The sequence below is a fragment of the Pseudomonas sp. EA_35y_Pfl2_R5 genome (genome assembly GCF_963970805.1).
Taxonomy (GTDB): Bacteria; Pseudomonadota; Gammaproteobacteria; order Pseudomonadales; family Pseudomonadaceae; genus Aquipseudomonas.
On record NZ_CAXAOW010000001.1, the window covers coordinates 402,337 to 428,567 of the forward strand.

General features: G+C 60.1%; 23 protein-coding genes. 12 read left to right on the top strand and 11 right to left on the bottom strand.

What is annotated here, in order from left to right; genetic code table 11:
* The first annotated feature begins 64 nt into the window (after positions 1 to 64).
* The 5 genes from AACX99_RS01780 to AACX99_RS01800 all read left to right on the top strand — a co-directional run bounded on the left by AACX99_RS01780 (position 65) and on the right by AACX99_RS01800 (position 5,234).
* On the top strand, positions 65 to 619 hold the full coding sequence (locus AACX99_RS01780; protein WP_339409117.1) for a chorismate--pyruvate lyase family protein: 555 nt from the start codon (positions 65 to 67) through the stop codon (positions 617 to 619).
* A gap of 153 nt (positions 620 to 772) precedes the next feature.
* On the top strand, positions 773 to 1,666 hold the full coding sequence (ubiA, locus tag AACX99_RS01785) for a 4-hydroxybenzoate octaprenyltransferase (protein ID WP_339409118.1): 894 nt from the start codon (positions 773 to 775) through the stop codon (positions 1,664 to 1,666).
* Positions 1,667 to 1,757: 91 nt separating this feature from the next.
* Positions 1,758 to 2,447, top strand: coding sequence for a phosphate regulon transcriptional regulator PhoB (gene phoB, locus AACX99_RS01790; RefSeq protein WP_090379663.1), 690 nt, complete (start codon positions 1,758 to 1,760; stop codon positions 2,445 to 2,447).
* A 69-nt stretch (positions 2,448 to 2,516) separates the two neighbouring features.
* A complete protein-coding gene (gene phoR / locus AACX99_RS01795; RefSeq protein ID WP_339409119.1) occupies positions 2,517 to 3,824 on the top strand; it encodes a phosphate regulon sensor histidine kinase PhoR in 1,308 nt (435 codons plus the stop codon).
* Positions 3,825 to 3,893: 69 nt separating this feature from the next.
* Positions 3,894 to 5,234 carry a hemolysin family protein gene (locus AACX99_RS01800; RefSeq protein WP_339409120.1) on the top strand — a complete coding sequence of 447 codons (1,341 nt, stop codon included), beginning with the start codon at positions 3,894 to 3,896 and terminating at the stop codon, positions 5,232 to 5,234.
* A 161-nt stretch (positions 5,235 to 5,395) separates the two neighbouring features.
* On the opposite strand, the gene AACX99_RS01805 is transcribed toward AACX99_RS01800, so the two are convergent.
* From AACX99_RS01805 to AACX99_RS01835, 7 genes are all read right to left on the bottom strand, one after another.
* Positions 5,396 to 6,292: a M23 family metallopeptidase gene (locus tag AACX99_RS01805; protein ID WP_339409121.1), complete on the bottom strand. Its 897-nt coding sequence runs from the start codon at positions 6,290 to 6,292 to the stop codon at positions 5,396 to 5,398.
* Positions 6,293 to 6,567: 275 nt separating this feature from the next.
* Entirely contained in the window at positions 6,568 to 7,479 is a 912-nt protein-coding gene (locus AACX99_RS01810) for a response regulator (protein WP_339409122.1), read from the bottom strand.
* Between the two features lie 133 nt (positions 7,480 to 7,612).
* Positions 7,613 to 8,344, bottom strand: coding sequence for a phosphate signaling complex protein PhoU (gene phoU, locus AACX99_RS01815; protein ID WP_339409123.1), 732 nt, complete (start codon positions 8,342 to 8,344; stop codon positions 7,613 to 7,615).
* A gap of 142 nt (positions 8,345 to 8,486) precedes the next feature.
* A complete protein-coding gene (gene pstB, locus AACX99_RS01820; protein WP_339409124.1) occupies positions 8,487 to 9,320 on the bottom strand; it encodes a phosphate ABC transporter ATP-binding protein PstB in 834 nt (277 codons plus the stop codon).
* Positions 9,321 to 9,385: 65 nt separating this feature from the next.
* Positions 9,386 to 11,062, bottom strand: a complete 1,677-nt coding sequence (pstA, locus tag AACX99_RS01825) for a phosphate ABC transporter permease PstA (protein ID WP_339409125.1) — start codon at positions 11,060 to 11,062, stop codon at positions 9,386 to 9,388.
* 15 nt (positions 11,063 to 11,077) lie between these two features.
* A complete protein-coding gene (locus AACX99_RS01830) occupies positions 11,078 to 13,363 on the bottom strand; it encodes a phosphate ABC transporter permease (protein WP_339409126.1) in 2,286 nt (761 codons plus the stop codon).
* A gap of 254 nt (positions 13,364 to 13,617) precedes the next feature.
* Positions 13,618 to 14,589, bottom strand: coding sequence for a PstS family phosphate ABC transporter substrate-binding protein (locus AACX99_RS01835; RefSeq protein ID WP_339409127.1), 972 nt, complete (start codon positions 14,587 to 14,589; stop codon positions 13,618 to 13,620).
* 310 nt (positions 14,590 to 14,899) lie between these two features.
* Here AACX99_RS01835 and AACX99_RS01840 point away from each other — a divergent pair, with 310 nt between their 5' ends.
* Positions 14,900 to 15,301, top strand: coding sequence for an acyl-CoA thioesterase (locus AACX99_RS01840; protein WP_339409128.1), 402 nt, complete (start codon positions 14,900 to 14,902; stop codon positions 15,299 to 15,301).
* A gap of 195 nt (positions 15,302 to 15,496) precedes the next feature.
* Here the strand turns inward: AACX99_RS01840 and AACX99_RS01845 are convergent, their stop codons facing one another.
* The 4 genes from AACX99_RS01845 to AACX99_RS01860 form a co-directional block, all read right to left on the bottom strand.
* Entirely contained in the window at positions 15,497 to 16,129 is a 633-nt protein-coding gene (locus tag AACX99_RS01845; protein WP_339409129.1) for a response regulator transcription factor, read from the bottom strand.
* Between the two features lie 29 nt (positions 16,130 to 16,158).
* On the bottom strand, positions 16,159 to 17,520 hold the full coding sequence (locus AACX99_RS01850; RefSeq protein ID WP_339409130.1) for a cache domain-containing protein: 1,362 nt from the start codon (positions 17,518 to 17,520) through the stop codon (positions 16,159 to 16,161).
* 31 nt (positions 17,521 to 17,551) lie between these two features.
* Entirely contained in the window at positions 17,552 to 17,707 is a 156-nt protein-coding gene (locus AACX99_RS01855; protein ID WP_339409131.1) for a hypothetical protein, read from the bottom strand.
* Between the two features lie 232 nt (positions 17,708 to 17,939).
* Positions 17,940 to 19,040 carry a TRAP transporter substrate-binding protein gene (locus AACX99_RS01860; RefSeq protein WP_339409132.1) on the bottom strand — a complete coding sequence of 367 codons (1,101 nt, stop codon included), beginning with the start codon at positions 19,038 to 19,040 and terminating at the stop codon, positions 17,940 to 17,942.
* 189 nt (positions 19,041 to 19,229) lie between these two features.
* Between AACX99_RS01860 and AACX99_RS01865 the strand changes: the two genes are divergently transcribed.
* The 6 genes from AACX99_RS01865 (at position 19,230) to tssC (ending at position 26,226) form a co-directional block, all read left to right on the top strand.
* Positions 19,230 to 19,775 (top strand): TRAP transporter small permease subunit, encoded by a 546-nt coding sequence (locus tag AACX99_RS01865; RefSeq protein WP_339409133.1) that lies wholly within the window; start codon positions 19,230 to 19,232, stop codon positions 19,773 to 19,775.
* On the top strand, positions 19,768 to 21,144 hold the full coding sequence (locus AACX99_RS01870; RefSeq protein ID WP_339409134.1) for a TRAP transporter large permease: 1,377 nt from the start codon (positions 19,768 to 19,770) through the stop codon (positions 21,142 to 21,144). Before AACX99_RS01865 ends, AACX99_RS01870 begins: the two co-directional genes overlap by 8 nt.
* Before the next feature lie 105 nt (positions 21,145 to 21,249).
* Positions 21,250 to 22,155, top strand: a complete 906-nt coding sequence (locus AACX99_RS01875) for a D-hexose-6-phosphate mutarotase (protein ID WP_339409135.1) — start codon at positions 21,250 to 21,252, stop codon at positions 22,153 to 22,155.
* A 468-nt stretch (positions 22,156 to 22,623) separates the two neighbouring features.
* A complete protein-coding gene (gene tssA / locus AACX99_RS01880) occupies positions 22,624 to 24,186 on the top strand; it encodes a type VI secretion system protein TssA (protein ID WP_339409136.1) in 1,563 nt (520 codons plus the stop codon).
* A gap of 33 nt (positions 24,187 to 24,219) precedes the next feature.
* Positions 24,220 to 24,726: a type VI secretion system contractile sheath small subunit gene (tssB, locus tag AACX99_RS01885; RefSeq protein WP_090379617.1), complete on the top strand. Its 507-nt coding sequence runs from the start codon at positions 24,220 to 24,222 to the stop codon at positions 24,724 to 24,726.
* Positions 24,727 to 24,750: 24 nt separating this feature from the next.
* Positions 24,751 to 26,226: a type VI secretion system contractile sheath large subunit gene (gene tssC, locus AACX99_RS01890; RefSeq protein WP_339409137.1), complete on the top strand. Its 1,476-nt coding sequence runs from the start codon at positions 24,751 to 24,753 to the stop codon at positions 26,224 to 26,226.
* Positions 26,227 to 26,231 lie beyond the last annotated feature (5 nt).

Below are 26,231 nucleotides of genomic sequence, written 5' to 3' on the forward strand. Positions count from 1 at the left end.
CGCCACCTGCCGGGCGCAAGTGCCGTGCTAGACTCGTGCGCCTCAGCTCAAGTGAAATCTGCTCGTGCCCCACGCCGCCCTCGCCCATCCGCCGCGCTGGCTGACAGCCAGCCAACTGCACCCTGCGCCCACTACCGCGGTGCGTGACTGGCTATTCAATGAGGACTCGCTGACGCGCCGGCTGACCGCCCTGTCCGCCAATGGCTTCAGCGTCACCCCGCTGCAGGAAGGTTGGCAGCGCCTGCGCAACGATGAATGCAGCGCGCTGGGCGTGGTCAACGGCAGCCAGGGCTGGGTGCGTGAGGTGTACCTGCGCGGCCACGGCCAGCCCTGGGTATTCGCCCGCAGCGTAGCTGCACGCAGCGCCCTGGAAGGATCCGGTCTGGCAATGGATCAACTGGGCAGTCGTTCGCTGGGTGAGTTGTTGTTCAGCGACCGCGCTTTTGATCGTGGTGAATTGCAGGTGTGCCGCTACCCGGCGCAATGGCTACCAGCAGAGGCCTGCAACGAGCGCTTGTGGGCACGGCGTTCGTGCTTTAGCCGTGGCGCATTGGGGGTGCTGGTGGCAGAGGTATTCCTCCCCGAGTTCTGGCAAGCCGCCAAGATCGACACGCCGTAGGGTGGGCCGCTGCTGACATCGAGTCGTAAGGCGGCCCGTAGGGTGGATGTCGTTTTTTACATCCACCTTATAGCCACAATGGTGGATCGATAAAACGTGATCCACCCTACGCGCTCCGTATAATCAGCCGCAACTCGCACGGAGACGCGCTCGATGTATACCCGCCTGCTGCATTCGCTCAATCGCCTGCACCCCCGCGCCTGGGACTTTATCCAGCTGATGCGCCTGGACAAGCCCATCGGCATCTACCTGCTGCTGTGGCCAACGCTGTGGGCGCTGTGGGTCGCTGCCGAGGGCGTGCCGAGCGCAAAGAACCTGTTTATCTTCGTCGTCGGCGTATTTTTGATGCGCGCCGCTGGCTGCGTGATCAATGACTACGCTGATCGCAACTTTGACGGCCACGTCAAACGCACCCAGGCGCGCCCGCTGGCCAGTGGCAAGATCCAACCACGCGAGGCGTTGATTCTGTTCGCCGTACTGGTGGCGCTGAGCTTCGTTCTGGTGCTGTTTACCAACGCCACCACCGTCTGGTTGTCGTTTGGCGGCCTGGCCCTGGCCGCCTGCTACCCCTTTATGAAGCGCTACACCTTCTACCCGCAGGTGGTACTGGGTGCGGCGTTTTCCTGGGGCATGCCCATGGCCTTCACAGCAGAGACCGGCAATCTGCCGCCCGAGGCCTGGCTGCTGTATATCGCCAACCTGCTGTGGACGGTGGCCTACGACACTTACTACGCCATGGCTGACCGTGAAGACGACCTGAGGATCGGCGTGCGCTCCACCGCCATCCTGTTCGGCGATGCGGACCGCCTGATCATCGTCACACTGCAGGGCCTGGCGCTGCTGTGCCTGCTACTGGCGGCGGCCCGCTTCGAGCTGGGCCTGTACTTCCATCTCGGTTTACTGGCGGCGGCCGGTTGTTTTGCCTGGGAGTTTCACAAGACCCGCAACCGCAAGCCGATGGCCTGTTTCAATGCTTTTCTGCATAACCATTGGGCCGGCTTGGCGATCTTTATTGGCCTAGTGCTCGACTACGCGTTACGCGGGTAGAACAGGTGCGTGCCGCGCGACTGTCATATCGCTGCAATAATTCCGTTATCTAATGCAGTCCATTACAGCGAGATGACCCGAGGCTTGACCCATGGTTGGCAAGAACATCCTGATCGTCGATGACGAAGCACCGATCCGTGAAATGATCGCCGTGGCCTTGGAAATGGCCGGCTACGAGTGCCTGGAAGCGGAGAATACCCAGCAGGCGCACGCCATCATCGTCGACCGCAAACCTGATCTGATCCTGCTCGACTGGATGCTCCCCGGCACCAGCGGCATCGAACTGGCACGGCGCCTCAAGCGCGACGAGCTGACCGGCGACATCCCGATCATCATGCTCACTGCCAAGGGCGAAGAGGACAACAAGATCCAGGGCCTGGAAGTCGGCGCCGACGACTACATCACCAAGCCGTTCTCGCCGCGCGAACTGGTCGCCCGCCTGAAAGCCGTGCTGCGCCGCGCCGGCCCGACCGACAGCGAAGGCCCGATCGAAGTTGGCGGTCTGTTGCTCGACCCGGTCAGCCACCGCGTGACCATCGACGGCAAACCCGCCGAAATGGGCCCCACCGAATACCGCCTGCTGCAGTTCTTTATGACCCACCAGGAGCGCGCCTACACCCGTGGCCAGCTACTCGATCAGGTCTGGGGCGGCAATGTGTATGTCGAGGAGCGCACCGTAGACGTGCATATCCGCCGCCTGCGCAAAGCGCTTGGCGAGGTTTACGAGAACCTGGTGCAAACCGTCCGTGGTACCGGCTATCGTTTTTCCACCAAGAGCTAAGACGGTTAGGATGGCCCGCAGGTTGTATACCTGACCTGCATAAAGGATTGATTGGCGGATGAGCTCGAATTGAATCAAGACTGGCGCGGCCCCCTGATACGCCACTTGCTGCTTCTGGTCGGTGCCTGCCTGCTGCTCGGGCTGATCACTGGCGAATACGCCTGGACCCTGCTGCTCGGCTTGGCCGGCTACCTCGGCTGGCACCTGCAACAACTGCTGCGTCTGCACAAGTGGTTGCGCACCCGCCAGGGTGACGAAGCGCCGCCCGATGGCTACGGCCTGTGGGGCGAAGTGTTCGACAGCATCTACCACCTGCAGCGCCGCGATCAAAAAGTCCGTGGCCGCCTGCAGGCAGTGATCGACCGGGTGCAGGAATCCACCGCCGCGCTGAAAGATGCGGTGATCATGCTCGACCGCGACGGCAATCTGGAGTGGTGGAACATCGCCGCGGAAAAACTCCTGGGCCTGAAAACTCCGCAGGACAGCGGCCAGCAGATCACCAATCTGGTGCGAGACCCGCGCTTTATCGAATATTTCGAAAACCACAATTACAACGAGCCACTGGAGCTGCCTTCACCAGTCAGCGACCGCCTGCGCCTGCAGTTTCATATCACCCAATACGGCAACCGCGAACACCTGATGCTGGTGCGCGACATCACCCGTCTGTATCAGCTGGAACAGATGCGTAAGGATTTCGTCGCCAACGTCTCCCACGAACTGCGCACCCCGCTGACGGTGATCGCTGGCTACCTGGAAACCCTGCTGGATAACGTCGAGGATGTTAATCCGCGCTGGTTGCGTGCCCTGCAGCAGATGCAACAGCAGGGTGGACGTATGCAGAACCTGCTGAATGACCTGCTGTTGCTGGCCAAGCTGGAAGCCACCGACTATCCCTCGGACAACCAGCCAGTGGCCGTTGACCTGCTGCTGCTGAGCATCAAGAACGATGCCCAGGCGCTCTCTGGCGAACGTCACCACCGCATTAGCCTGGACGCCGACCCGCACCTCAAACTCAAGGGTAGCGAAACAGAGCTGCGTAGCGCCTTCTCCAACCTGGTGTTCAATGCGGTGAAATACACCCCGGACGAAGGTGATATCCACATTCGTTGGTGGGGTGATGAACAGGGGGCGCACTTGGCCGTGCAGGACAGCGGCCTGGGCATTGAAGCCCGACACCTGCCGCGCCTGACCGAGCGTTTCTACCGGGTGGACTCCAGCCGTGCCAGCAACACCGGCGGCACCGGCCTGGGCTTGGCCATCGTCAAGCATGTACTTCTGCGGCACCGCGCACGGCTGGATATCGTCAGCAACCTCGGTAAGGGCAGCATCTTCACCTGCCACTTCCCCACCCTGCAGGTAGTACGGCGCGGCCAGTAGCCGCGGCGTACTTGCAAAGCCGGCTCTCTGCCCCCACCCTTTAGCGGTCATTCACTACCCGAACCCCCTATGGACCCCTCCACGAGTTACGTCGCCAGCACCTATTTCGCCGATTTCGGCCTCGTCCTCTTCGCTCTGTTTCTAGTGCTACTCAATGGCTTTTTCGTTGCCGCCGAGTTCGCCATTGTTCGCCTGCGCGCCACCAAGGTCGATGCCTTGGCTGAAGCACACGGCTGGCGCGGGCATATCCTGCGCACCGTGCACAACCAGATGGATGCCTACCTCTCGGCCTGCCAACTGGGTATCACCCTGGCTTCGCTGGGTCTGGGTTGGGTCGGAGAACCGGCCTTCGCCCACCTGCTCGAACCGCTGCTCGCGGCCATCGGTATCGAGTCGCCCAAACTGGTGCACGGCATCGCCTTCTTTACTGCCTTCGCGATCATTTCCTATCTACATATCGTGGTCGGCGAGCTGGCCCCCAAGTCCTGGGCCATTCGCAAACCCGAGCTGCTGTCGCTGTGGACGGCCGTGCCGCTGTATCTGTTCTACTGGGCCATGTACCCGGCGATCTTCCTGCTCAACGCCAGTGCCAACGCCATTCTGCGCATTGCCGGCCAGGGCGAGCCGGGGCCGCACCATGAACATCATTACAGCCGCGATGAACTCAAGCTGATCCTCCACTCCAGCCGCGCCAGTGACCCCAGTGATCAGGACATGCGCGTACTGGCCTCGGCCGTAGAGCTGGGCGAGCTGGAAGTCGTGGACTGGGCCAACTCCCGCGAGGACCTGGTCTACCTACCGCTGAACGCTGCCTTGGATGAAGTCTTCAGTGTATTTCGCCGGCACAAGTACAGTCGCTACCCCGTCTACGACGACACCAGCGGCGAGTATGTCGGCGTGCTGCACATCAAGGATTTACTGCTTCACCTGTCGCTCTTGGAAATGCTGCCCTCGGCGCTGAAACTGGCCGACCTGATGCACCCGGTCGAACGGGTCGGCCGGCATATGCCGCTGTCCAGCCTGCTGGAACAATTCCGTATGGGCGGCTCGCACTTTGCCCTGGTCGAAGAGGCCGACGGCAAGGTGATCGGCTACCTGACCATGGAAGACGTGCTGGAAGCGCTGGTCGGCGATATTCAGGACGAACACCGCAAGGCCGAACGCGGCATTCTCGCCTATCAGCCGGGCAAGCTGCTGGTACGCGGCGACACGCCACTGGCCAAGGTCGAACGCCTGCTGGGGGTCGACCTTGATCACGTCGAAGCGGAAACCCTCGCCGGGCTGATCTACGAAACCCTCAAGCGCATGCCCGAAGAAGAGGAAGTGCTGGACGTCGACGGCCTGCGGATTATCGTGAAAAAGATGAAAGGCCCGAAGATCGTGCTGGCCAAGGTGCTGAAGCTGGATTGAAGGGCAGGCTGCCGTAGAACGTGTTTACGATCTCGCGAGTTAGAACCGTAGGATGGGTTAGCCGAAGGCGTAACCCATCAATAACACCAGCCGCACTGCATGGGTATCGCTGCGCTCAACACCATCCTACGGATATATGCCAGCCACCGTTACCCTGCAGGCTACTCGCCGCCCACGGCAAAATTGGGCAGGCTGTTGACCGGCTGGGCGAAATTGAAGGGGATCGACTCCAGCGCCAGACCTACATTGCGCTGCACCACGAAGTGCAGATGCGGGCCGGTGCTGTTGCCGGTATTACCTGAACGCGCAAGCATGCTGCCGGCGCGCACACGAGTGCCTTCCCTGACGGCAACCGAGCCTTTCATCAGGTGCAGATAAACGCCCATGGTGCCGTCGTCATGCAGCACGCGCACATAGTTACCGGACGGGTTGTTGCCGCGACCACTTTGCTGATTCTCGGTTTTCACCACAACACCGCCGCGCGCCGCAACAATTGCCGTGCCTTCGGGCATGGCGATATCCATGGCATAGCGGCCTTTCGGAGTGAAGTGGCTGTACTTGCCGTTAGCGCCCTGAGTCAGGCGAAACGGGCCGCCACGCCACGGCAGCGGGTAGCTCTTCTGCGTCGGCAGCAAGCGCGGATCACCCATGGCGTAGCGCAACTTGGGGGTGTAGCGCATGGGTTTGCTGGTATCACGTGGGGCCAGGGTGGCCAGGCGGATATTGCTACGCGGCGGCAACACCCAGCTGATCGGCTTGTTCGGCACACCGGTGACATTGTCAGTGGCCTCCAGGCGCAGCTCAATCTGTACGGGGGCGAACAGATCGTTGCGCACCAATAGGGTTTCACCGGCTTCGTGCTTCTTGGTTTCCAGCTTTACCTGGTTATCCAGGCGCTCGACCATACGGTCGCGAAACACAAACACCTGCGCACCGGGCGCGGCCTGGTCGGTATAGGTGACCACACCATTAGCATCGGTGTACTTATAAATAGTCAACGCCGCTGCCTGGCCGGCAAGGGTCAACAAACTGCAGAGAAGTATCAGACGCCCTAGCATAACGACTCGGATCTTATGGTTTATCTGTCCGGATCGTTGAGATTAGCAGCGCTACCGTCTGCGCGCGAGGTAACGAGGGTCAGGCTGTGAACCGGCTCACCGCCATCGGTCGCATGGCTCGCCAGATTCCAGGCTTTTATTGCGTCAGGGCTACACCGACATACAACACATAAAGCGACATGGTGTGATGATCAAGAGGACTTCGGCGGTACGTCCGCCACCGCTAGTCGGCTACGTCGCTACGCGCCTCAACCTAATCTGTGCACCAAGCCAACCTATGCGCCAGGGCTGAAATGCTTTTGCGCCGTACCCCGGGCGATCAGCCGGGAGATGTAGTCGAGCTTCTGCGGGTCGCGGTCGACGAATCTGAAGGTCAATTGCAGCCACTCGCTGTCCGGTTTTGGCTCGAAAGCCGCGACGGCATGCAGGTAACCGTTGAGCCGTGCGGTTTCCGCCGCCTCGCCCTGTTCCAGATCAAGCACCGCGCTTTCCAGCACCTGCGGCAGCTCCTCGGTGCGCTTGACCACCAGTAGCGCTTCCTTAAGGCTCAGCGCCTTGATCACGCAAGACATGGTGGCACCGCCAGGCAAACGTAACTGGCCCTGGCCACGGCCGCTAGGCGCGCTGGCGGCAGGTGCTTTGGCGGCAGGTTTGCCAGCAAAGGCCGCAGCGGCTTGCACTGCGGGCCCTGCCACAGGCTTGACCACATCGGCCTTGCCGCCGGTCAGGGCAGACAGCGAGTCATTGGCGAACGCACCGCTGCTAAGCATTTTTGGCGGTGCACTGGACATCAGCATCTGCAATTTGCCAGCACGGCTGAGGGCCTTCTTCACCTTGGTGGTCAGTTGCTCATTGGAGAATGGCTTGCCGATAAAGTCGGAAACGCCGGCCTGAATCGCCTGTACTACGTTTTCCTTGTCACCGCGGCTGGTGACCATGATGAAGGGGACGATCTTCAGGCTGTCCTGCTCGCGGCACCAGGTGAGCAGCTCCAGGCCAGACATTTCCGGCATTTCCCAATCACAAAGAATCAGGTCAACCGGCTGGCGAGTCAGCATTTGCTGGGCTTTGCGCCCATTTACCGCTTCCTCGATCTGGATGCCTGGGAAGTGGTCGCGCAAACCCTTTTTCACCAAATCGCGGATAAAGGTTGCGTCGTCCACCACCAGCACACTGACTTTGCTCATCGGCCACTCCCGTTGTCATGGCCTTAAGCATAGTCACGGCTACTGGCCAAAGGCCAACCGAAATACCGCCTATATCAAGATCCGTGCATTTTCCTGCGCGGGCAGCGCCTCGGCACCGCCCGTGCAAAACGGTTCAGTTGCCTTTATTGATGCCTTGCACTTCTTCCTGCATGCGGGTCAGACCGATGTGCTTCACATCGGTACCGCGCACCAGATAGATCACCAGTTCGGCGATATTGCGTGCATGGTCGCCGATGCGCTCCAGGGAACGCAGGGCCCAGATGATGTTGAGCACGCGCGAGATCGAGCGTGGATCTTCCATCATAAAGGTCACCAGCTCACGCAGCGCGGTCTTGTATTCGCGGTCGACGGTCTTGTCGTACTGCGCCACCGACAATGCCAGGTCGGCATCGAAGCGAGCGAAGGCGTCCAGCGCCTCCTGCACCATCTTGCGCACCTGATCACCGATATGCCGCACTTCCACGTAGCCACGCGGCGCTTCGCCTTCTTCGCACAGCAGGATCGCGCGCTTGGCGATCTTGGTGGCTTCGTCGCCGATGCGCTCAAGATCGATGACGGACTTGGAGATGCTGATGATCAAGCGCAGGTCAGACGCGGCCGGCTGGCGACGGGCAAGAATGCGTACGCATTCTTCGTCGATATTGCGCTCCATCTGATTGATCTGGTCATCGATCTCGCGCACCTGCTGAGCCAAGCCGGAGTCGGCATCGATCAACGCGGTAACCGCGTCGTTGACCTGCTTCTCAACCAGGCCACCCATGGCCAGCAAGTGGCTGCGCACCTCCTCCAGCTCGGCGTTGAATTGCTGGGAGATATGCTGAGTAAGGTTTTCTTTGTTGATCATGTGCAAACCCTTGAATTAACCGAAACGTCTCTGCATAGGATGGGCTTTGCCAGAGCGTGCCGGGCAAGGCGGCGAAGCGCAGACAGTACGATTTTGTACGGCAAGCTTCGCCAACGCCGCCCGGCGCGTTCTGGCATGGCCATCAGCCGTAGCGGCCGGTGATGTAGTCTTCTGTCTGTTTCTTCGCCGGGTTGGTGAACAGTGTGTCGGTGTCACCAAACTCGATCAGCTTGCCCATGTACATAAACGCTGTGTAATCCGACACACGCGCTGCCTGTTGCATGTTGTGGGTCACAATGACGATGGTGTACTTGGATTTCAGTTCGTAGATCAGCTCTTCAACTTTGAGCGTGGAAATCGGGTCAAGTGCCGAGCAAGGTTCGTCGAGCAACAGCACTTCCGGCTGGACCGCCACCGTACGGGCAATGATCAGGCGCTGCTGCTGACCGCCGGACAGGCCGAGTGCCGAGTCATGCAGGCGATCTTTCACTTCATCCCACAGCGCCGCGCTTTTCAGCGCCCATTCCACGGCCTCATCAAGCACGCGCTTCTGGTTGATGCCCTGGATGCGCAGACCATAGACCACGTTCTCATAGATGCTTTTGGGGAACGGGTTGGGCTTCTGGAATACCATGCCAACCCGGCGACGCAGCTCGGCAACGTCTTCACCCTTGCGGTAGATGTTCTTGCCGTCGAGGTTGATCTCACCTTCCACACGGCAGCCGTCGACCAGATCGTTCATCCGGTTGAAGGTGCGCAGCAGAGTGGATTTACCGCAACCGGACGGACCGATAAACGCGGTAACGCGCTGCTTGGGGATGGTCATTTGCACGTCGAACAACGCCTGCTTGTCGCCGTAATACAAATTCAGCCCGGGCACAGCGATAGCCACCTGCTCGTTGGCCATGCTCAAGCCCTGACGTTCGCGGCCTAACGCTGTCATGTCGATACCGTGTGTGTGTGCTTCGTGCTGCATGGGATGCTCCCTACGCTAACAATTCATTCAGGCCGCCCCGGCAGATACCGGGGCAACACAATAGATTAATGATCCAGCGCTTTGTATTTTTCGCGCAGGTGGTTACGGATATAAACCGCTGCCATATTCAGCACCACGATGACCAACACCAGCAGCAACGCTGTGGCGTACACCAGCGGCCGCGCGGCCTCGACGTTGGGGCTCTGGAAGCCGACGTCATAGATGTGGAAGCCCAGGTGCATGATCTTCTGATCGAGGTGCAGGTACGGGTAGTTGCCATCGAGCGGCAAGCTCGGGGCCAGCTTGACCACGCCCACCAGCATCAGCGGCGCCACTTCGCCAGCGGCGCGGGCCACGGCGAGGATCAGACCGGTCATCATCGCCGGACTGGCCATTGGCAACACCACGCGCCATAGCGTTTCTACCTTGGTCGCGCCGAGGGCCAGGGAGCCTTCACGCACGGCCCGTGGAATCCGTGCCAGACCTTCTTCGGTGGCGACGATGACCACCGGCAGGGTGAGGATCGCCAGGGTCAGCGAGGCCCAGAGCAGACCCGGCGTACCGAAGGTCGGCGCCGGCGCGGCTTCCGGGAAGAACATGCGATCCAGCGAGCCACCCAGCACATAGACGAAGAAGCCCAGGCCAAACACGCCGTACACGATGGCAGGCACACCTGCCAGGTTGTTCACCGCAATACGGATCACCCGTGTCAGCGGGCCCTGCTTGGCGTACTCACGCAGGTAAATGGCCGCCACCACGCCGAATGGGGTGACGATCACGGCCATGATCAGGGTCATCATCACGGTGCCGAAAATCGCCGGGAAGATGCCACCCTCGGTGTTGGCTTCACGCGGATCGTCGCTGACGAACTCCCACAGCTTGGCGAAGTAGAAACCGAGTTTGTCGAGCGTATCCATGGCGTTGGGCTGGAAGGCCCGTACCACCTTACCCAGGCTGATGGTCACATCACGGCCATCAACTGTCTTGAGCGTGACACTGTCGCGGTTGAACGCCTGGTTGAGGGCGATCAGCTCGGTTTCCAGTACCTTGTACTCGGCATCCCACTGCGCGCGCTCGGCGTCCAGCTCAGCCTGGGCGACGTCGTCCAGCTTGCCCTGCAGCTCCAGCTTGCGGGTTTGCAGACGGATGCGTTCCAGGCCGGCGTTGATCCGGCCGATGTCTTTCTTCTCCAGGCGCACCAAATTCTTATGCAGCTGCTCCACGCGCTCAATGCGCTCCTGCAGCGCAGGCCAGCTGGCGTCGCCTTCAGCAACCAGCTCGCCACTTTCCTTGACGTTAACCAGGTAGCCGTAGAAGTTGCCCCATTCGCGGCGCTCCAGCGCCGTAAGATTTTCCGGAGTGCGCAGGTTGCTCAGCCATTCGCCGACCACCCAGGTGAAGTCCGCGCCATACACATCGCGGTTACCCACCTTGAACAGCTCGCGGGTCATAAACTCGCCACCCTCGGCGGTGACCGGCAAGCCAGAAGCCGCCAGACGGGCACGCGGCACTTCTTCGATCTGGGTGACCTCGCCGGCCATCACCTTGGCTTGCTGACCAGGGATCTGGTAGTCGGCTTCAACGATATCCGCCGGCCAGAAGTGGCCAAGGCCGCGCACAGCGATCACTGTCATCAGACCCAGGGTCATGATCACCGCGATCGACACCGCGCCGGCATTCATCCAGATCCACGGCGTACCGCTCTTGAACCAGGTTTTCAGGTTGTTCTGTTTCACGGACATATACCTTCCCAGACCTTAGAGCGAGGCGTACTTGACGCGCAGACGCTGGCGCACCAGCTCTGCCAGGGTATTCATGACAAAGGTGAAACCGAGCAGCACCAGCGCCGAGAGGAACAGCACGCGGTAGTGGGTACCACCGACTTCCGACTCGGGCATTTCCACCGCCACGTTGGCGGCCAGGGTGCGCAGGCCTTCAAAGATGTTCATGTCCATGATCGCGGTGTTGCCGGTGGCCATCAGCACGATCATGGTTTCACCGACGGCGCGGCCCATACCGATCATCACCGCCGAGAAGATGCCTGGGCTGGCGGTGAGGATCACCACACGAGTCAGGGTCTGCCACGGCGTAGCACCCAGGGCCAGGGAGCCGAACGTCAGGCTCTTCGGCACGCTGAACACGGCATCTTCGGCAATCGAGTAAATGGTCGGGATAACCGCGAAACCCATGGCCAGGCCGACTACCAGGGCGTTGCGCTGGTCAAACGGAATCCCTAAGTCATTGCTCAGCCACATGCGCATATTGCCGTCGAACAACCAGTTCTCCACATGGCCACTCATGGCCAGCGAGACATAACCGACCAGCAGAATCACCGGGATCAGCATCGCCGACTCCCAGCCATCCGGCACGCTCAGACGGATCGATTCCGGCAGGCGGCTCCACAGGTAACCGGCCAGCAGAATGCCGATGGGGGTAAAGATCAGCAGGCTGAAGATGCCCGGCAGGTGACCTTCCACATAGGGCGCGAGGAACAGGCCGGCGAAAAAGCCGAGGATCACCGTCGGCAGCGCTTCCATCAGCTCGATCACCGGCTTGACCTTGCGACGCAGCGCTGGGGCCATAAAGTAGGCGGTATAGAGCGCGGCGGCGATGGCCAGCGGCGCGGCCAGGAGCATGGCGTAGAACGCTGCTTTCAGGGTACCGAAGGCCAACGGCGCAAGGCTTAGCTTGGGTTCGTTGTCGGTGCTGGCCGAGGTCGACTGCCAGACGTGGCCCGGCGCGTCGTAGTTCTCGTACCAGACCTTGCCCCACAGCGAGCTCCAGGAGATTTCCGGATGTGGGTTGTCGATGATCAAACGCTGCAACTGACCATCACTCTCCACCAGCAGGCGGTTGGCGCGTGGCGACAGGGCGGCAAGGGCCTGACCGTCGGCTACGGGTTCGACCAGCAGGGTGCGGTGCGCAGTGCTGTGGAAGATGCCCAGATTGCCTTTGGCGTCCAGGGCGTAGAAGCCCTTGCGGCGCTCTTCCGGGAGAATCTGCACGATCGGACTGTCAGCCAGCTGGAAGCTGCGGATCGACTTCAGCACGGCCTTGCCGTCCGCTTCGCGCACCATAAACCACTGGGCGATACCGCCGCTGCTGTTGCCGATCATCAGCGAGATACCGCCGAGCAGCGAGGTGGCGTTGCTGACTTCCAGCTTGCCATCTTCCAGCAGCTTGTAACGACCGTTCAGGCTGTTGCTGCGCATGTCGAACACATCGGCGGTAGCGCGGCCGTTGACCACATACAGCCACAGGTGACGTGGATCGATGATCAGTGCCTTGATCGGCTCGGCGATCTGCGGCAGAGCAACGCGCTCTTCGCTGAGGGTCACCTCGCCAGTCATCAAATTTTCTTCGCGGCCCAAGCTCAGCACGTGCAGCTCGGTGCCGGTGGAGCCGGCCAGCATCAGCGTGCCGCTATTCAGGCTGACGCCCATGTGATCAAGCTCGCGACCCTGAGGGTCGAGTTCGATCGGCGCTTCACCGAACGGATACTCGATGCTCGGCGTGATGGTTTGCACATCATTCGGGTAGCTGAGCTTGTAGACATGTTGGAACACCAGCACCTGTCCGTTGGACAGGCCCAGGGCTACACGGTTGCTGCCGGGCTGATCCTGGCCGACCGAAGCAATCCGCACATCTGCCGGGATCGGCAGCTGCACACTGCTCAGCGGCTGCATCTTCTTCGCATCGAAGAACTGCACCTTGCCGCTCTGGTCCAGGCGCATGGCCATCTGGTTCTGTTCTTCCAGGGTCAGCAGCAGTGGCGCGGCAGCCTCAGTCAACCAGGCGACCTGAACCGGCTTGCGGCTGTCCAGGCTGGCACCCTGGAACATCGGCAGCACTACGTAGGCCAAATAGAAGAAGATCAGGGTGATGGCGCCGAGTACGGCCATACCACCGATGGATACCGCCCAGCGGGCGAAACGATCTTTCAGCGCGCGGATACGCCGCTTGCGCTGCAGGGCCGGAGTGTTGAAGTCCAGCCCGAGAGATTTGGAGGTGGCGGTCATGGTTTCACTAGCCAAGTCATTCATAGGTAAGAGCGTCTCTGCGCAGCCATGAGCGCGCCATAGTGATTTCTGTCGCTATACGAGGCGCTAACTCTAGCCGCCCTATGTGACAGAAAAGTTACAGCGCTTTGACAAAGCAACGCCCGCCTCTCGTAAACGAAGGCGGGCGTGCGACTTATTCATGGTCTGCCATCCCTGGCGACCACCCTTCGGGCCGTCGCTGCGCGACGTTAAAAAGGGTTCCTGACCATTTTTTGGCGTCCTTGCCTATACCGGGATTACTCCAGGCCCAGCTCCTTCAGGGTTTTCGCAGCCACTTTGCTCGGCAGCGGGATGTAGCCGTCTTTCACCACAACTTCCTGGCCTTGCTTGGACAGCACCAGCTTGACGAACTCGGCGTCCAGCGGGCTCAGCGGCTTGTTCGGTGCCTTGTTGACGTAGACGTAGAAGAAGCGAGCCAGCGGGAACTTGCCAGCCAGGGCGTTTTCTTCGTTGGCGTCAAAAGCTTCGCCGCCTTTCTTCGACAGAGGAACAGTCTTCACGCTGGAAGTCTTGTAGCCGATGCCCGAGTAACCGATGGCGTTGATGGTGCTGGAGATCGACTGCACCACGGAAGCCGAACCCGGCTGCTCGTTGACGTTAGCCTTGTAGTCGCCTTTGCACAGAGCTTCTTCTTTGAAGTAACCGTAAGTGCCGGATACCGAGTTACGACCGAACAGCTGAATCGGCTTGGCAGCCCACTCGCCGGTCATGCCCAGGTCACCCCAGGTTTTGATATCGGTAGCGCCACCGCACAGGCGGGTGCTGGAGAAGATCGCGTCAACCTGAGCCATGTCCAGGGACTTGATTGGGTTGTCTTTGTGCACGAATACCGCCAGGGCGTCGATGGCCACCGGTACGGCAGTCGGCTTGTAGCCGTATTTCTCTTCGAACGCCTGGATCTCGGCATCCTTCATTGCACGGCTCATCGGGCCCATGCTGGCGGTGCCTTCAGTCAGAGCGGGCGGCGCAGTGGAAGAGCCGGCGGCCTGGATCTGGATGTTGACGTTCGGGTATTCCTTTTTGAACTCTTCAGCCCACAGGGTCATCAGATTGGCCAGGGAGTCGGAACCGACGCTGGACAGGTTGCCCGATACGCCGGAGGTCTTGGTGTAGCTCGGCAGAGCCGGATCGACAGCAGCAACCGCAGTGGCAGTAGCCACGCCAGCGGCGACAAAAGTCATGGCCGCCATCAAACGCTTAAGTTTCATGCCTTACTCCTAGCAGACTAGTGTTGGATTGAACGGGGCCAAGTATCTGTAGGCCGCATGACGACTGTATGTATGCAATGTGACAGTTAGATGAACGCTGTCGAAGTTTTGCCGCAGTCGATAAATAGGTGTGCAGAACCCGTCGGCCAAGTGCCATGGTCGCCCTGCGACTGCCGAGTCGCTATACTCGCTGCGCCCGCACTCCCGCGGGCCTGCTGGGCCGAACCGCGATAGCCGCAGAGCCTGACTCGCCGCCACCGCCAAGCCCCGCACCGCGCCAATAACAACAACCGCGCCGCGAGCCTATCCGATGCACGATTTCGAACAGGAAGACCCTATTCCGCAAGGCGACCTGGCTTTGCAGATCACCGCGCTGCCGCGTGAAACCAACGGTTTTGGCGATATCTACGGCGGCTGGTTGGTATCACAGATGGACCTGGCCGGCACGGCCATGGCTAGCAAGGTAGCCGGCGGGCGCGTAGCCACCGTAGCCATTGATCGCATGGCGTTTCTGGTGCCGGTAGCGGTGGGCGCGCAACTGTCCTTCTATACGCAAACCGTGGAAGTGGGCCGTAGCTCGATCCAGATGCTGGTCGAAGTGTGGAGCGACGATCCGCTGTCCAGCGAATGGCGCAAGGTCACCGAGGCGGTATTCGTGTTCGTCGCCATCGACGGCAGCGGCCGCACCCGCTCAGTGCCGGCACGGCGGTAGGCGGTAGGTGACAATTGCAGTGAACGTGGTGATGAGTTAGCACCTACGCGATCCGTAGGCTGTATTGGGTTCAGAGACTCAACGCGCGATTACTTGGCAGTGTAGGGTGACGCGGGGCCGCCCAGGCCGTGCGCCCACCCCACCTGCGCTGACACCCCCTACCCATACAGGCTAAATATCCACTTTAACGCCCTGCTAGCCGTCGGGTATCCAGCCATGGGCCAGGGCATGCTTGAGCAGGTCTGCCGGCTTGTCGATAGCCAGTTTTCGCCTGATGCTCAAGCGATGGGTTTCAACGGTGCGTACGCTGATTTGCAGCGTGCGGGCCATGATTTTGTTGTTCAGGCCTTGGGCGAGCATCAGCAGTACCTCGCGTTCGCGCGGGGTCAATTCGTCTTCGCTGGGGGCGGGCTTGGCCAACTTGCGCGCGATATCGCCGCTGTAGAAACTGCCACCGGCTGCGATGGCTTCGATAGCCGCGACGATTTCACGGGAAGGCGCTTCCTTCAAAACGTAGCCACTGGCACCAACCGCCAGCGAGGTGCTCACGTACTCCTGATTGTCGTACATGCTCAGGATCAACACCTTTATCGCAGGGTAGCGTTCGCGCAATTGGCGGGTAAGTTCCAGCCCATTGATATCGCGCAAGCCAACATCCATCAGCAGAATGTCGACTTGCGTGCGCTGCATCAGGTCGAATGCCTCGGCACCACTGCCGGCTTCCCCGACCACCTCGAAATGAGGCAGCACCGCGAGCAATGCGCGAATACCTTCGCGCACCAAGGCATGGTCGTCGATCAGGGCGATTCGTATGGTGGCAGCAGTCATGAGTGCGTGCTCTTGTTGTTTTGGTTGCTTCAGTCGAGAGGGTTGGGGGTCGGTAACGGCAGCGTCACCATCAGCTCCGTCTGGCCAGGTTGCGATGTAAGGGCGAAGCGCCCACCAAAATGCTCGACACGCTCGCGGATGTTGCGCAAGCCAATACCGCCAGTAAGGGTATCGAAATGCCTGGGGCTGAAACCGACGCCGTCGTCGCGAACCCGTAAACGCACCCGTTGCGCCCTGCCGTCGAGGCTAATGGCGACAGTGTTCGCCCGCGCGTGGCGCTCGATGTTGGTCAACGCTTCTTGCAGAATCCTGAACAGCGCCACCGCCATCCCATCGTTAAGCAGTGTATAGCCGAGGTCATTCTTGTAGTCGATCAGCAGGCCGCTGCGTTGCTCGAACTCGGCGACCAACTGACCAATCGCGGCGGGCAGGCCAAGGGTGTCAAGCAGCGAGGGATGCAAGTCGTGAGAAATCCGCCGCACCTCGCCGATGGCTCCCGCCAGCCGCTCGGTGCCTTTGTGTAGCGTCTCCAGTCCCTGGTCATTGCCTGAGGCCAGTTCGAGGCTGGCCAGTTCGAACTGGAATTTGATCGAGACGAGCAGTTGGCTGATGCCGTCGTGCAGCTCGCGTGACACCCGTGAGCGCTCTTCTTCCTGCAGGCTGACGATACGCTGGGTGAGCAATTGCAGCTTGCGATCCGCCAGGCGATGCTCGCTGAGGTTCAGTGCCAGGCCGCCGGCGAATACCAGCAACACAGCGACCAGAGCCAGGCCGGCAATCGCCAGCATGGTGGCATGGATGCCGTTGGTGGCCTCGTTATGCACTTGGGCAATCGCTTGATCGACGTCTTCCAGATAAATCCCTGTACCAAGCATCCAGCCCCAACGCTCAAGCATGACCACATAGGCCAACTTGTCGGTCACCTCGCCGGTCGACGGTTTCTGCCAGGCGTAATGTTGGAAGCCGTCACCGCTTTGCGCGCTTTTCATCAAGGCTTGAATGACCAGCAAACCGCGCGGGTCGGTCATGTTCCATAAATCCTTACCGACCAACTCGCCCTGGCGCGGGTGCATCAGGTTGCGCCCGTCGCTTTCGTAAACGAAGAAGTAACCGTCGCTGCCGAAGCTGATTCTGGCCAGCACCCCTAGCACCTGCTGTTTGATCTCGGCATCGTCGCGGCCACTTTCGTACAGCGGCGAAATGATGCTCAGGGCCATCTCGACATAGTGTTTGAGCTCGGCGCGCTTGCTCGTCAGGATGCTCTCTTCGATCAGGTGCGCCTGCTGTTCGCCGAGGCGCTGGTTCTGAAAAAATACCAGTACACAAACCACCGCCACGGCCAACAGCAACGGCAGCACGCTGAGTGCGACTATCTTGTGCTTGAGTTGCATGAGTTACGTTATTCCAGAAAAATACAGCAATCTAAATGCGGAATTGACGTACCAGGGCACCCAGGTTGTCACTGAGTTCGGCCAAGCTGATCGGGGTCTGCACGCTCATGTCGCTGATTGTATCAATCAACTCACCGATGGCAGTGACCGAGGTACCGGCCTGCTGGGGGCGATCATACCCTGGCACTAACTTATCAGTCGCACACCAAGTCCCCACCAGATAACGTGTGTGCTCTACTCTCGCGCTGAGAGAGCAATGCTCTGCGCCATGTACTCCAGGGCAGGCGATGAATACCGGCGCGCAGGGCTGATCCTACTTATCGCGGCCTCGATTAATAATCGACGCTTTACTCCAAACGCCCATGCAACACGTAAATAAAAACGCCGGCGCGAGGCCGGCGTTTTTATGGGGGCGGGAGTCAGCCGCGGATATTGTAGATATCCTTTTCGTTGAGCTCAGCATAGTCGTACAGACGCTGCAGATAAGCCTTCTGCTGAGCCCATACCTTGCTCGCCACCGGATCGGCAGCGGCGCTGGCGTCGACCACTTCGGCGGCCACTTCCTTGAGCTTGGCCAACACTTCATCCGGCAGGCGGCGTACTTCCACGCCCTCGCCCTTGAGCTGCTCCAGAGCTTCCATGTTCTTCGCGTTGTAATCGTCGAGCATATCGCCGTTCACGTCGCGAGCGGCGGCGCGGACGATGGCCTGCAGATCGGCCGGCAGGGTTTCCCAGGCCTTGATGTTGATGTCCAGCTCGAACAGTACGCTCGGCTCCTGCCAACCTGGGGTGTAGTAGTATTTGGCGGCTTTGTGCAGGCCCAGGGCCTGATCGTTGTATGGGCCGATCCACTCAGTGGCGTCGATGGCACCCGTCTGCATCGCGGTGAAGATCTCGCCGGCCGGCATATTGACCACGGTACCGCCCATCTTGGTCAGCACTTCGCCGCCCAGGCCTGGGGTACGCATCTTCAAGCCCTTGAAGTCGTCGACGCTGTTGATTTCCTTGTTGAACCAGCCGGCAGTCTGCACACCGGTATTACCACAGGCCATCGGCAGTACGCCGAACGGCTTGTACACCTCTTCCCACAGCTGCATACCGCCGCCTTTGTGCAACCAGGCATTCATTTCCTGAGCGTTGGGGCCGAACGGCGAAGCGCAGAAGAACTGCGCGGCCGGCACTTTGCCTTTCCAGTAATAAGGTGCGCCATGGCCCATTTCCGCAGTGCCACGGCTGACTGCATCGAATACTTCCAGCGCTGGCACCAATTCGCCAGCGGCATACACCTTGACCTTGAGGCGGCCGTTGCTCATTTCCTCAACCAGCTTGGCGAAGCGTTCGGCCCCCACGCCAACACCCGGAAAGTTCTTCGGCCAGGAGGTGACCATTTTCCAGTTGAAAGTCTGCGCCCCCGCACCCTCTTGAGGTTTGGCGGCGGTTTCAGCTTCTTGTTTACAACCGGCCAAGGCCGTGGCTGCAAGGCCTACGCCCGCTGCTGCGAGAATTTGACGACGTTTCATGTAAAGGTTCCTTGTTGTTGTTAAGGGTCTGAGCACCGGGATCGCCAGCAATCAGCTAATACTGACTATCATAGGCATCAACATCGCTCAAGCGCAGTGACTACGTACGTAGTATTGCGAGTTGCGACGCTTTTACCCCGCCACCTAGAATCCCAGGCCCTCTTGGCTCATAACAATAAAGGATCTGCCATGACGACATCTCCTCCTCGGTTGCTGAGCATCGCGCGCCTTATCGACTCGACAAATGCCTGGCTGGGCAAGGCCTGCGCCTGGCTGACCCTGTTTCTGGTGATCGGCACCGCCATCGTGGTAATCCTGCGTTACGGTTTCGGCATCGGCGCCACCGCCCTGCAGGAAGCCGTGCTGTACAGCCACGCACTGGTATTCATGGGCGCCGCCGCCTGGGTGTTGCAACGCAACGGCCATGTGCGCGTCGACATCTTCTATCAGAAGTTCAGCGCCAAGCGTAAAGCCCTGGTCGATAGCCTCGGCACCCTGCTGTTTCTGCTGCCGGTGTGCCTGTTTCTCGGCTGGGCTAGCTGGGATTACGTCAGCAATTCTTGGGCAACTCTGGAAGGCTCCAGCGAATCAGGCGGGCTGAAATTCGTCTACCTGCAGAAGAGCATCATCCTGGTGCTGGTGATCAGCCTGGCACTGCAAGGAATTTCCGACTTGATCAAGTTCGCCAATATCCTCACCGGCCGCCTGCCCGCTGCGGAGGTGAACCATGGCTGAGTTGATGGCGATCCTGCTGTTTATAAGCATCTGCGCGGCCCTGATGGCCGGCTACCCGGTGGCCTTCACCCTGGGCGGTGTATCGCTGCTGTTTGCCGGTATCGGCATCCTCACCGGCACCTTCGATGGCGGCTACCTGAGCGCCCTGCCCAACCGCCTGTTCGGCATCATGAACAACCAGACCATGCTGGCGGTGCCACTGTTCGTGTTTATGGGGGTGATGCTGGAGAAGTCCAGGGTCGCCGAAGACCTGCTGGAATCCATGTCGCGGCTGTTCGGCACCCTGCGCGGCGGCCTGGCAATTTCCGTGTGTGTGGTCGGCGCGCTGCTCGCCGCCTCCACCGGTATCGTCGGCGCCACTGTGGTGACCATGGGCCTGTTGGCCCTGCCGACCATGCTGCGCCGCGGTTATGACCCGGCGATTGCCACCGGCACCCTGGCCGCTACCGGCACCCTAGGGCAGATCATCCCGCCGTCCATCGTCCTGGTACTGCTGGGCGACGTGATGTCCAGCGCTTACTCGCAAGCTCAGCTGAAGATGGGGATTTTCTCGCCGAAAACCGTCTCGGTCGGTGACCTGTTCGTTGGTGCTCTACTGCCTGGCTTGCTGCTGGTCGGCTTGTACATCGCCTACATCATCGGCGTGGCGATCTTCCAACCGAAGAAGCTGCCGGCGCTGCCACAAGAAGAGCTTGGCCCCATTGAGTGGGGCAAACTGATCAACGCTCTGGTACCGCCGCTGCTGCTAATTGGCGCCGTGCTCGGCTCGATCCTCGCTGGTTATGCAACACCGACCGAAGCCGCAGCGCTCGGTGCACTCGGTGCCATGCTGCTAGCCGCCTACAAGGGCAAGCTGAACTTCGGCCAGCTGCGCCAAGTGGCTTACGGCACCACTGAAATCAGTGCCATGGTGTTCCTCATCTTGATTGGCGCCTCGCTGTTCTCCCTGGTATTCCGCGGCTTCGGCGGCGAAGCGATGATCGAGGACGTGTTCGCTCAATTACCCGGCGGCGTGCTCGGCGCGTTCTTCCTGGTGATGGTGGTGATCTTCCTGCTCGGCTTTATCCTCGACTTTATCGAGATCACCTTCGTGGTGGTGCCAATTGTCGGCCCGGTATTGCTGGCCATGGGGTTGGACCCGGTATGGCTGGGCGTGATGATCGCGCTCAACCTGCAAACCTCCTTCCTTACCCCACCGTTTGGCTTTGCGCTGTTCTACCTGCGCGGGGTCACCCCGGCATCGGTACCCACCAGTACCATCTATAAGGGTGTGTTGCCGTTTATCTTGATCCAGATTCTGCTGCTGGTAGTCGCCTACCAGTTCCCAGGATTGATCACCTGGCTGCCGGAACAGGTCTACGGCAAGTAACGTCTGAGACCAGCCACAGAACGCCCGTCACTGACGGGCGTTTTGCTTTCTACGCACAAGCTGGGCTCCAATAGCTTTTTTATTCTTCCTTCTGGGAGTACACCAATGGCCAGAACCCACGTTGAACGCCTTGAACTGGACGAGCTGACCTGCTGGCGTGCACGCGTTGGTGCTCGCGTGCTGCTGATCAGTCAGCAAGGCGCACAGCTTCTCAGCTACCAGGAAGATAACCAGCCGCCGCTAATCTGGCTCAGTGAGCAAGCCGCTTACCAGCGCGGCCAGAGCGTGCGCGGCGGCGTGCCAGTGTGCTGGCCCTGGTTCGGCAACCTGCAACGTAACCCACAGGCGGTGCAGGCCCTGCACCTGCAACCAGATGCTGCGCCCGCCCATGGCCTGGTACGCAGCCTTGACTGGCAGTTGCAGGACATCGCCAACCGCGACGACAGCATCCACCTGGAGTTCGTCTACAACAGCATCACCCAGCCACTGCCCGACTGGCCCCATGCCGCTGAACTGCGTTTGTCCATTCGCTTGGATGAGCGCCTGCATATTCAGCTGAGCAGCCGTAACCTGGGCAGCACACCGTTGGCGATCAGCCAGGCGCTGCACAGTTACTTTGCCGTCAGCGATATCCATCACGTTGCGGTCGAAGACCTGCATGGCTGCCGCTATATCGAAACCCTAGAAGACTGGCAGCAACGCCAGCAGGATGGCCTGCTGCAGTTCAGCGGCGAGACCGACCGCATCTACCTGGATACTCCGGCCCAGCTGAGCATCCTCGACAGCACGTGGCAGCGGCGCATCCAGCTGCATAGCAGCGGCTCAAACTCAGCCGTACTGTGGAACCCCTGGGTCGACAAAGCTCAGCGCCTCTCGCAATTCGCCGCCGATGCCTGGCCCGGCATGCTGTGTATCGAGCACGCCAACGTGCTGGATGACATCCGTGTGCTGGCCGCGGGTGAACAACATCGGCTCGACTTGAGCCTCTGGGCCGAACCCTTCGGCGACTAACCGACCAATGGTCGCGTGTCTTTCCTCACCGAGCCCGCTCGGGCTCGGCCGCCACCCAGCCGTCACACGCCAACCCAGCAAAACCTGCACTGCGTCACACTAACTTGCAATAACCGCACAACTTCTGTGACGCGCCACTAGTTTGCCAGTAAGCCATTTCTTACATATAGAGCGGCATATCCCTACATTAACCTCATGATTAATTTACTTGTGCATTAGTTCTCACAATCTTCAGGAACTATCGTCCCAGTTATTAATCGTCGAATATCGCTCACTGTTACATATTTCACACTTTCAATGGTTGTCCGACACTCTTCATGGGGCTAGGATGCCCACCTCACTAGGACGTGCGCAACTTGTTGCACATACAAGTGCGCAATTTTTTGCGCACTTGTGGCGGAACAGGATGGACTTCAGAAGCCACGCCGGCTTCTCGTAAGTTACCCGCAGCGATAATCGAGTCATGGAATGACCTATTCAAACAAGCTCACTGCTCATTATTTAGAGCTGGCCAAACTCCCTATTAATGAAGGGAACTTTGCCGGTAATGACGTGCGTTATTCCAGCGAATATGAAGTTCTCGAAAACGAGCTGGGCAAGGCCACGGCGCTGCATGAAACGGCGGCGATTGACTGGCAAAAGGTCCGCGAAAACAGCGAGATATTGCTCAGCGCCCATTCCAAGGATTTACGCGTCGCCTCTTGGCTGATTTGGGGGCTTTACCAACGCGAATCCTTTCCCGGCCTGCAGGCCGGTTTCAGCCTGTTGCACTACCTGTGCCTCAACCATTGGGCAGAACTGCATCCGCGCAAATCACGCACCCGCGCTGCAGCCATCAGTTGGCTGATTCCACGCCTGGAGCAGGCGCTGGCCGAGCACGTGCCGATTGGTGAGCAACTGGCGCTGTTTCGCAGCCTCGCCGAGCAATTGCGCGCCTTGGAAGCCTGCCTGGCGCAGCACCTGGGTGAAGACGCACCCTTGCTCTTACCGCTATGTCGGCGCCTCGATGAACTGGTCAAACGCGCTGCTCAAGGCCAACCAGAGCCCGGCTCAGTCGGCGCGGCGATTGCCCAGGTCAAACAGGCCGCCAGCCAGATGCTTACCCCAGGCGCGCCTATCGAAAACGAGAAAGAAGCGCACAAGAGCCTGCGCAGCCTGCAAGACCAGGCCCGTCCACTGTGCGCTTACTGGCTGAAACAGAAAGCTAGCGACCTGCGCGCCCTGCGCCTGGCTCGCACCCTGCTCTGGCTGCCTATCGATGGCCTGCCGGAGCGCAACGCCGAACAGATCACCGCCCTGCGCGGCCTGCCGACGGACAAGCTGACCAGCTATCAGGAGCGCTACCAGAACGGCCAATACGCCGATCTGCTGGTCGATCTGGAAGCCAGCATCGCCCGCGCGCCCTTCTGGCTAGACGGCCAGCATCTGGTCTGGCAGTGCCTGCACGAACTGGACGCCGAGCAGGCGATGCGTGAAGTGGAAATCCAATTGGCGCTGTTTATGCAGCGCATGAGCGGCCTGGAAGAACTGCGCTTCCACGATGGCAGCGCCTTTGCCGATGCGCAGACCCGCGCCTGGCTCAGCTCCCATGTGATGCCGCACGTGCAGGCTCCAGCCAGCGACAACACGCCCGTCGCCACCGACGGTAACGCACTGCCAGCCTGGGATATCGCCCTGCAGGAAACCCTGCCCAAGCTGCGCAAGGACGGCCTGAAATCCGCCGTGCAACAACTCAAGCTCGGCCTGGCCAAGGCGCGCGGCGGCCGTGAACGCTTCTTCTGGCAGTTGACCCTGGCGCGCCTGTGCTACAGCGCAAAGAAATACGAACTGGCCAAGACCCAACTCGAATCGCTCGACCAGACGCTACAGGCCACCGGCCTCGGCGACTGGGAACCCGATCTCGCCCTGGACGTACTGCGCATGCTGCACAGCTGTTGTGAGCTGTTGCCGCAGAACCACGCGGTGCGTGAAAGCAAGGAAGAGATCTACCGCAGGTTGTGCCACCTCGATCTTGAAGTGGTACTGGACTAGGCCCTCGGGCCATAACCGTAACGGAGAATGACCATGGCCAAAGAAGGCTCGGTAGCCCCCAAGGAACGCATCAACGTCACTTTCAAACCCGCCACTGGCGGTGCTCAGGAAGAGATCGAACTGCCACTGAAACTGATGGTTCTGGGTGATTTCACCCAGCGCGCCGACGATCGCAAGATCGAAGACCGCAAGCCGATCAGCATCGACAAGAACAGCTTCGACGAAGTGCTGGCCAAGCAGGAACTCAACCTGACCTTCGCCGTGCCTAACCGTCTGCAGGACGATGCTGAAGGCGACGACATGGCCGTGCAGCTGCGCATCAACTCGATGAAGGACTTCAACCCGGCCAATGTCGTCGACCAGGTGCCTGAGCTGAAAAAGCTGATGGAGCTGCGCGACGCCCTGGTGGCTCTGAAAGGCCCACTGGGCAATGCCCCGGCCTTCCGTAAAGCCATCGAAAGCGTGCTGGCTGACGACGACTCGCGTGACCGCGTACTCGGCGAACTCGGCCTGGCTGCCCAAGGCAAGCTGGACTCCTGATTCAATTAACAAGGAAGCTAATTCATGAGCACTAGTGCAGCAGTAGAAAGCGGTCGCAGCGCCGCCGACCTCGGCATCCTCGACCGCATCATTGCCGAGACCAAACTGACTCCGGACGACGAAGCCTATGACATCGCCAAGCGTGGCGTGTCGGCCTTTATCGAAGAGTTGCTGAAGCCGCAGAACGAAAATGAGCCGGTAAAAAAAGCCATGGTCGACCGCATGATCGCGGAGATCGACGCCAAGCTCAGCCGGCAGATGGACGAAATCCTCCACAACGCCGAATTCCAGGCGCTGGAATCCTCCTGGCGCGGCCTGAAGTTGCTGGTGGATCGCACCAACTTCCGCGAAAACATCAAGCTGGAGATCATCAACGCCTCCAAGCAGGATCTGCTCGATGACTTCGAAGACAGCCCGGAGATCATGCAGTCCGGCCTGTACAAGCACATCTACACCGCCGAGTACGGCCAGTTCGGTGGCCAGCCAGTTGCGGCTCTGATCGCCAACTACTTCTTCGACCCGAGCGCGCCAGACGTCAAAACCCTGCAATACGTCGCCAGCGTCGCCAGCATGTCCCACGCGCCGTTTATCGCCGCGGCCGGTCCGAAGTTCTTCGGCCTGGAAAGCTACACCGGGCTGCCGGACCTGAAAGATCTGAAGGACCACTTCGAAGGCCCGCAGTTCGCCAAATGGCAGAGCTTCCGCGAGCAAGAAGATGCCCGCTACGTCGGCCTGACCGTACCGCGCTTCCTGCTGCGCAACCCGTACGACCCGGAAGACAACCCGGTGAAGACTTTCGTCTACAAAGAGAACGTCGCCAACAGCCACGAGCATTATCTGTGGGGCAACACCGCCTACACCTTCGCCTCCAAGCTGACCGATAGCTTCGCCAAGTTCCGCTGGTGCCCGAACATCATCGGCCCACAAAGCGGTGGTGCGGTAGAAGACCTGCCGCTGCACCACTTCGAAAGCATGGGCGAGATCGAAACCAAGATCCCAACTGAAGTGCTGGTTTCCGACCGTCGTGAATACGAGCTGGCCGAAGAAGGCTTTATCGCCCTGACCATGCGCAAAGGCAGCGATAACGCCGCGTTCTTCTCCGCCAACTCGGCGCAAAAGCCAAAATTCTTCGGCATCAGTGAAGAAGGCAAGACCGCTGAACTGAACTACAAGCTCGGCACCCAACTGCCGTACATGTTCATCATCAACCGTCTGGCCCACTACCTGAAAGTGCTGCAGCGCGAGCAAATCGGCGCGTGGAAAGAGCGCACCGACCTCGAACTGGAACTCAACAAGTGGATCCGCCAGTTCGTCGCCGACCAGGAAAACCCGAGCTCTGAAGTGCGTAGCCGCCGTCCACTGCGCGCCGCTCAGGTGATCGTCAGTGATGTTGATGGTGAGCCGGGCTGGTACCGCGTAAGCCTCAACGTGCGCCCGCACTTCAAGTACATGGGTGCCGATTTCACCCTGTCGCTCGTCGGCAAGCTGGACAAGGAATAAGCATC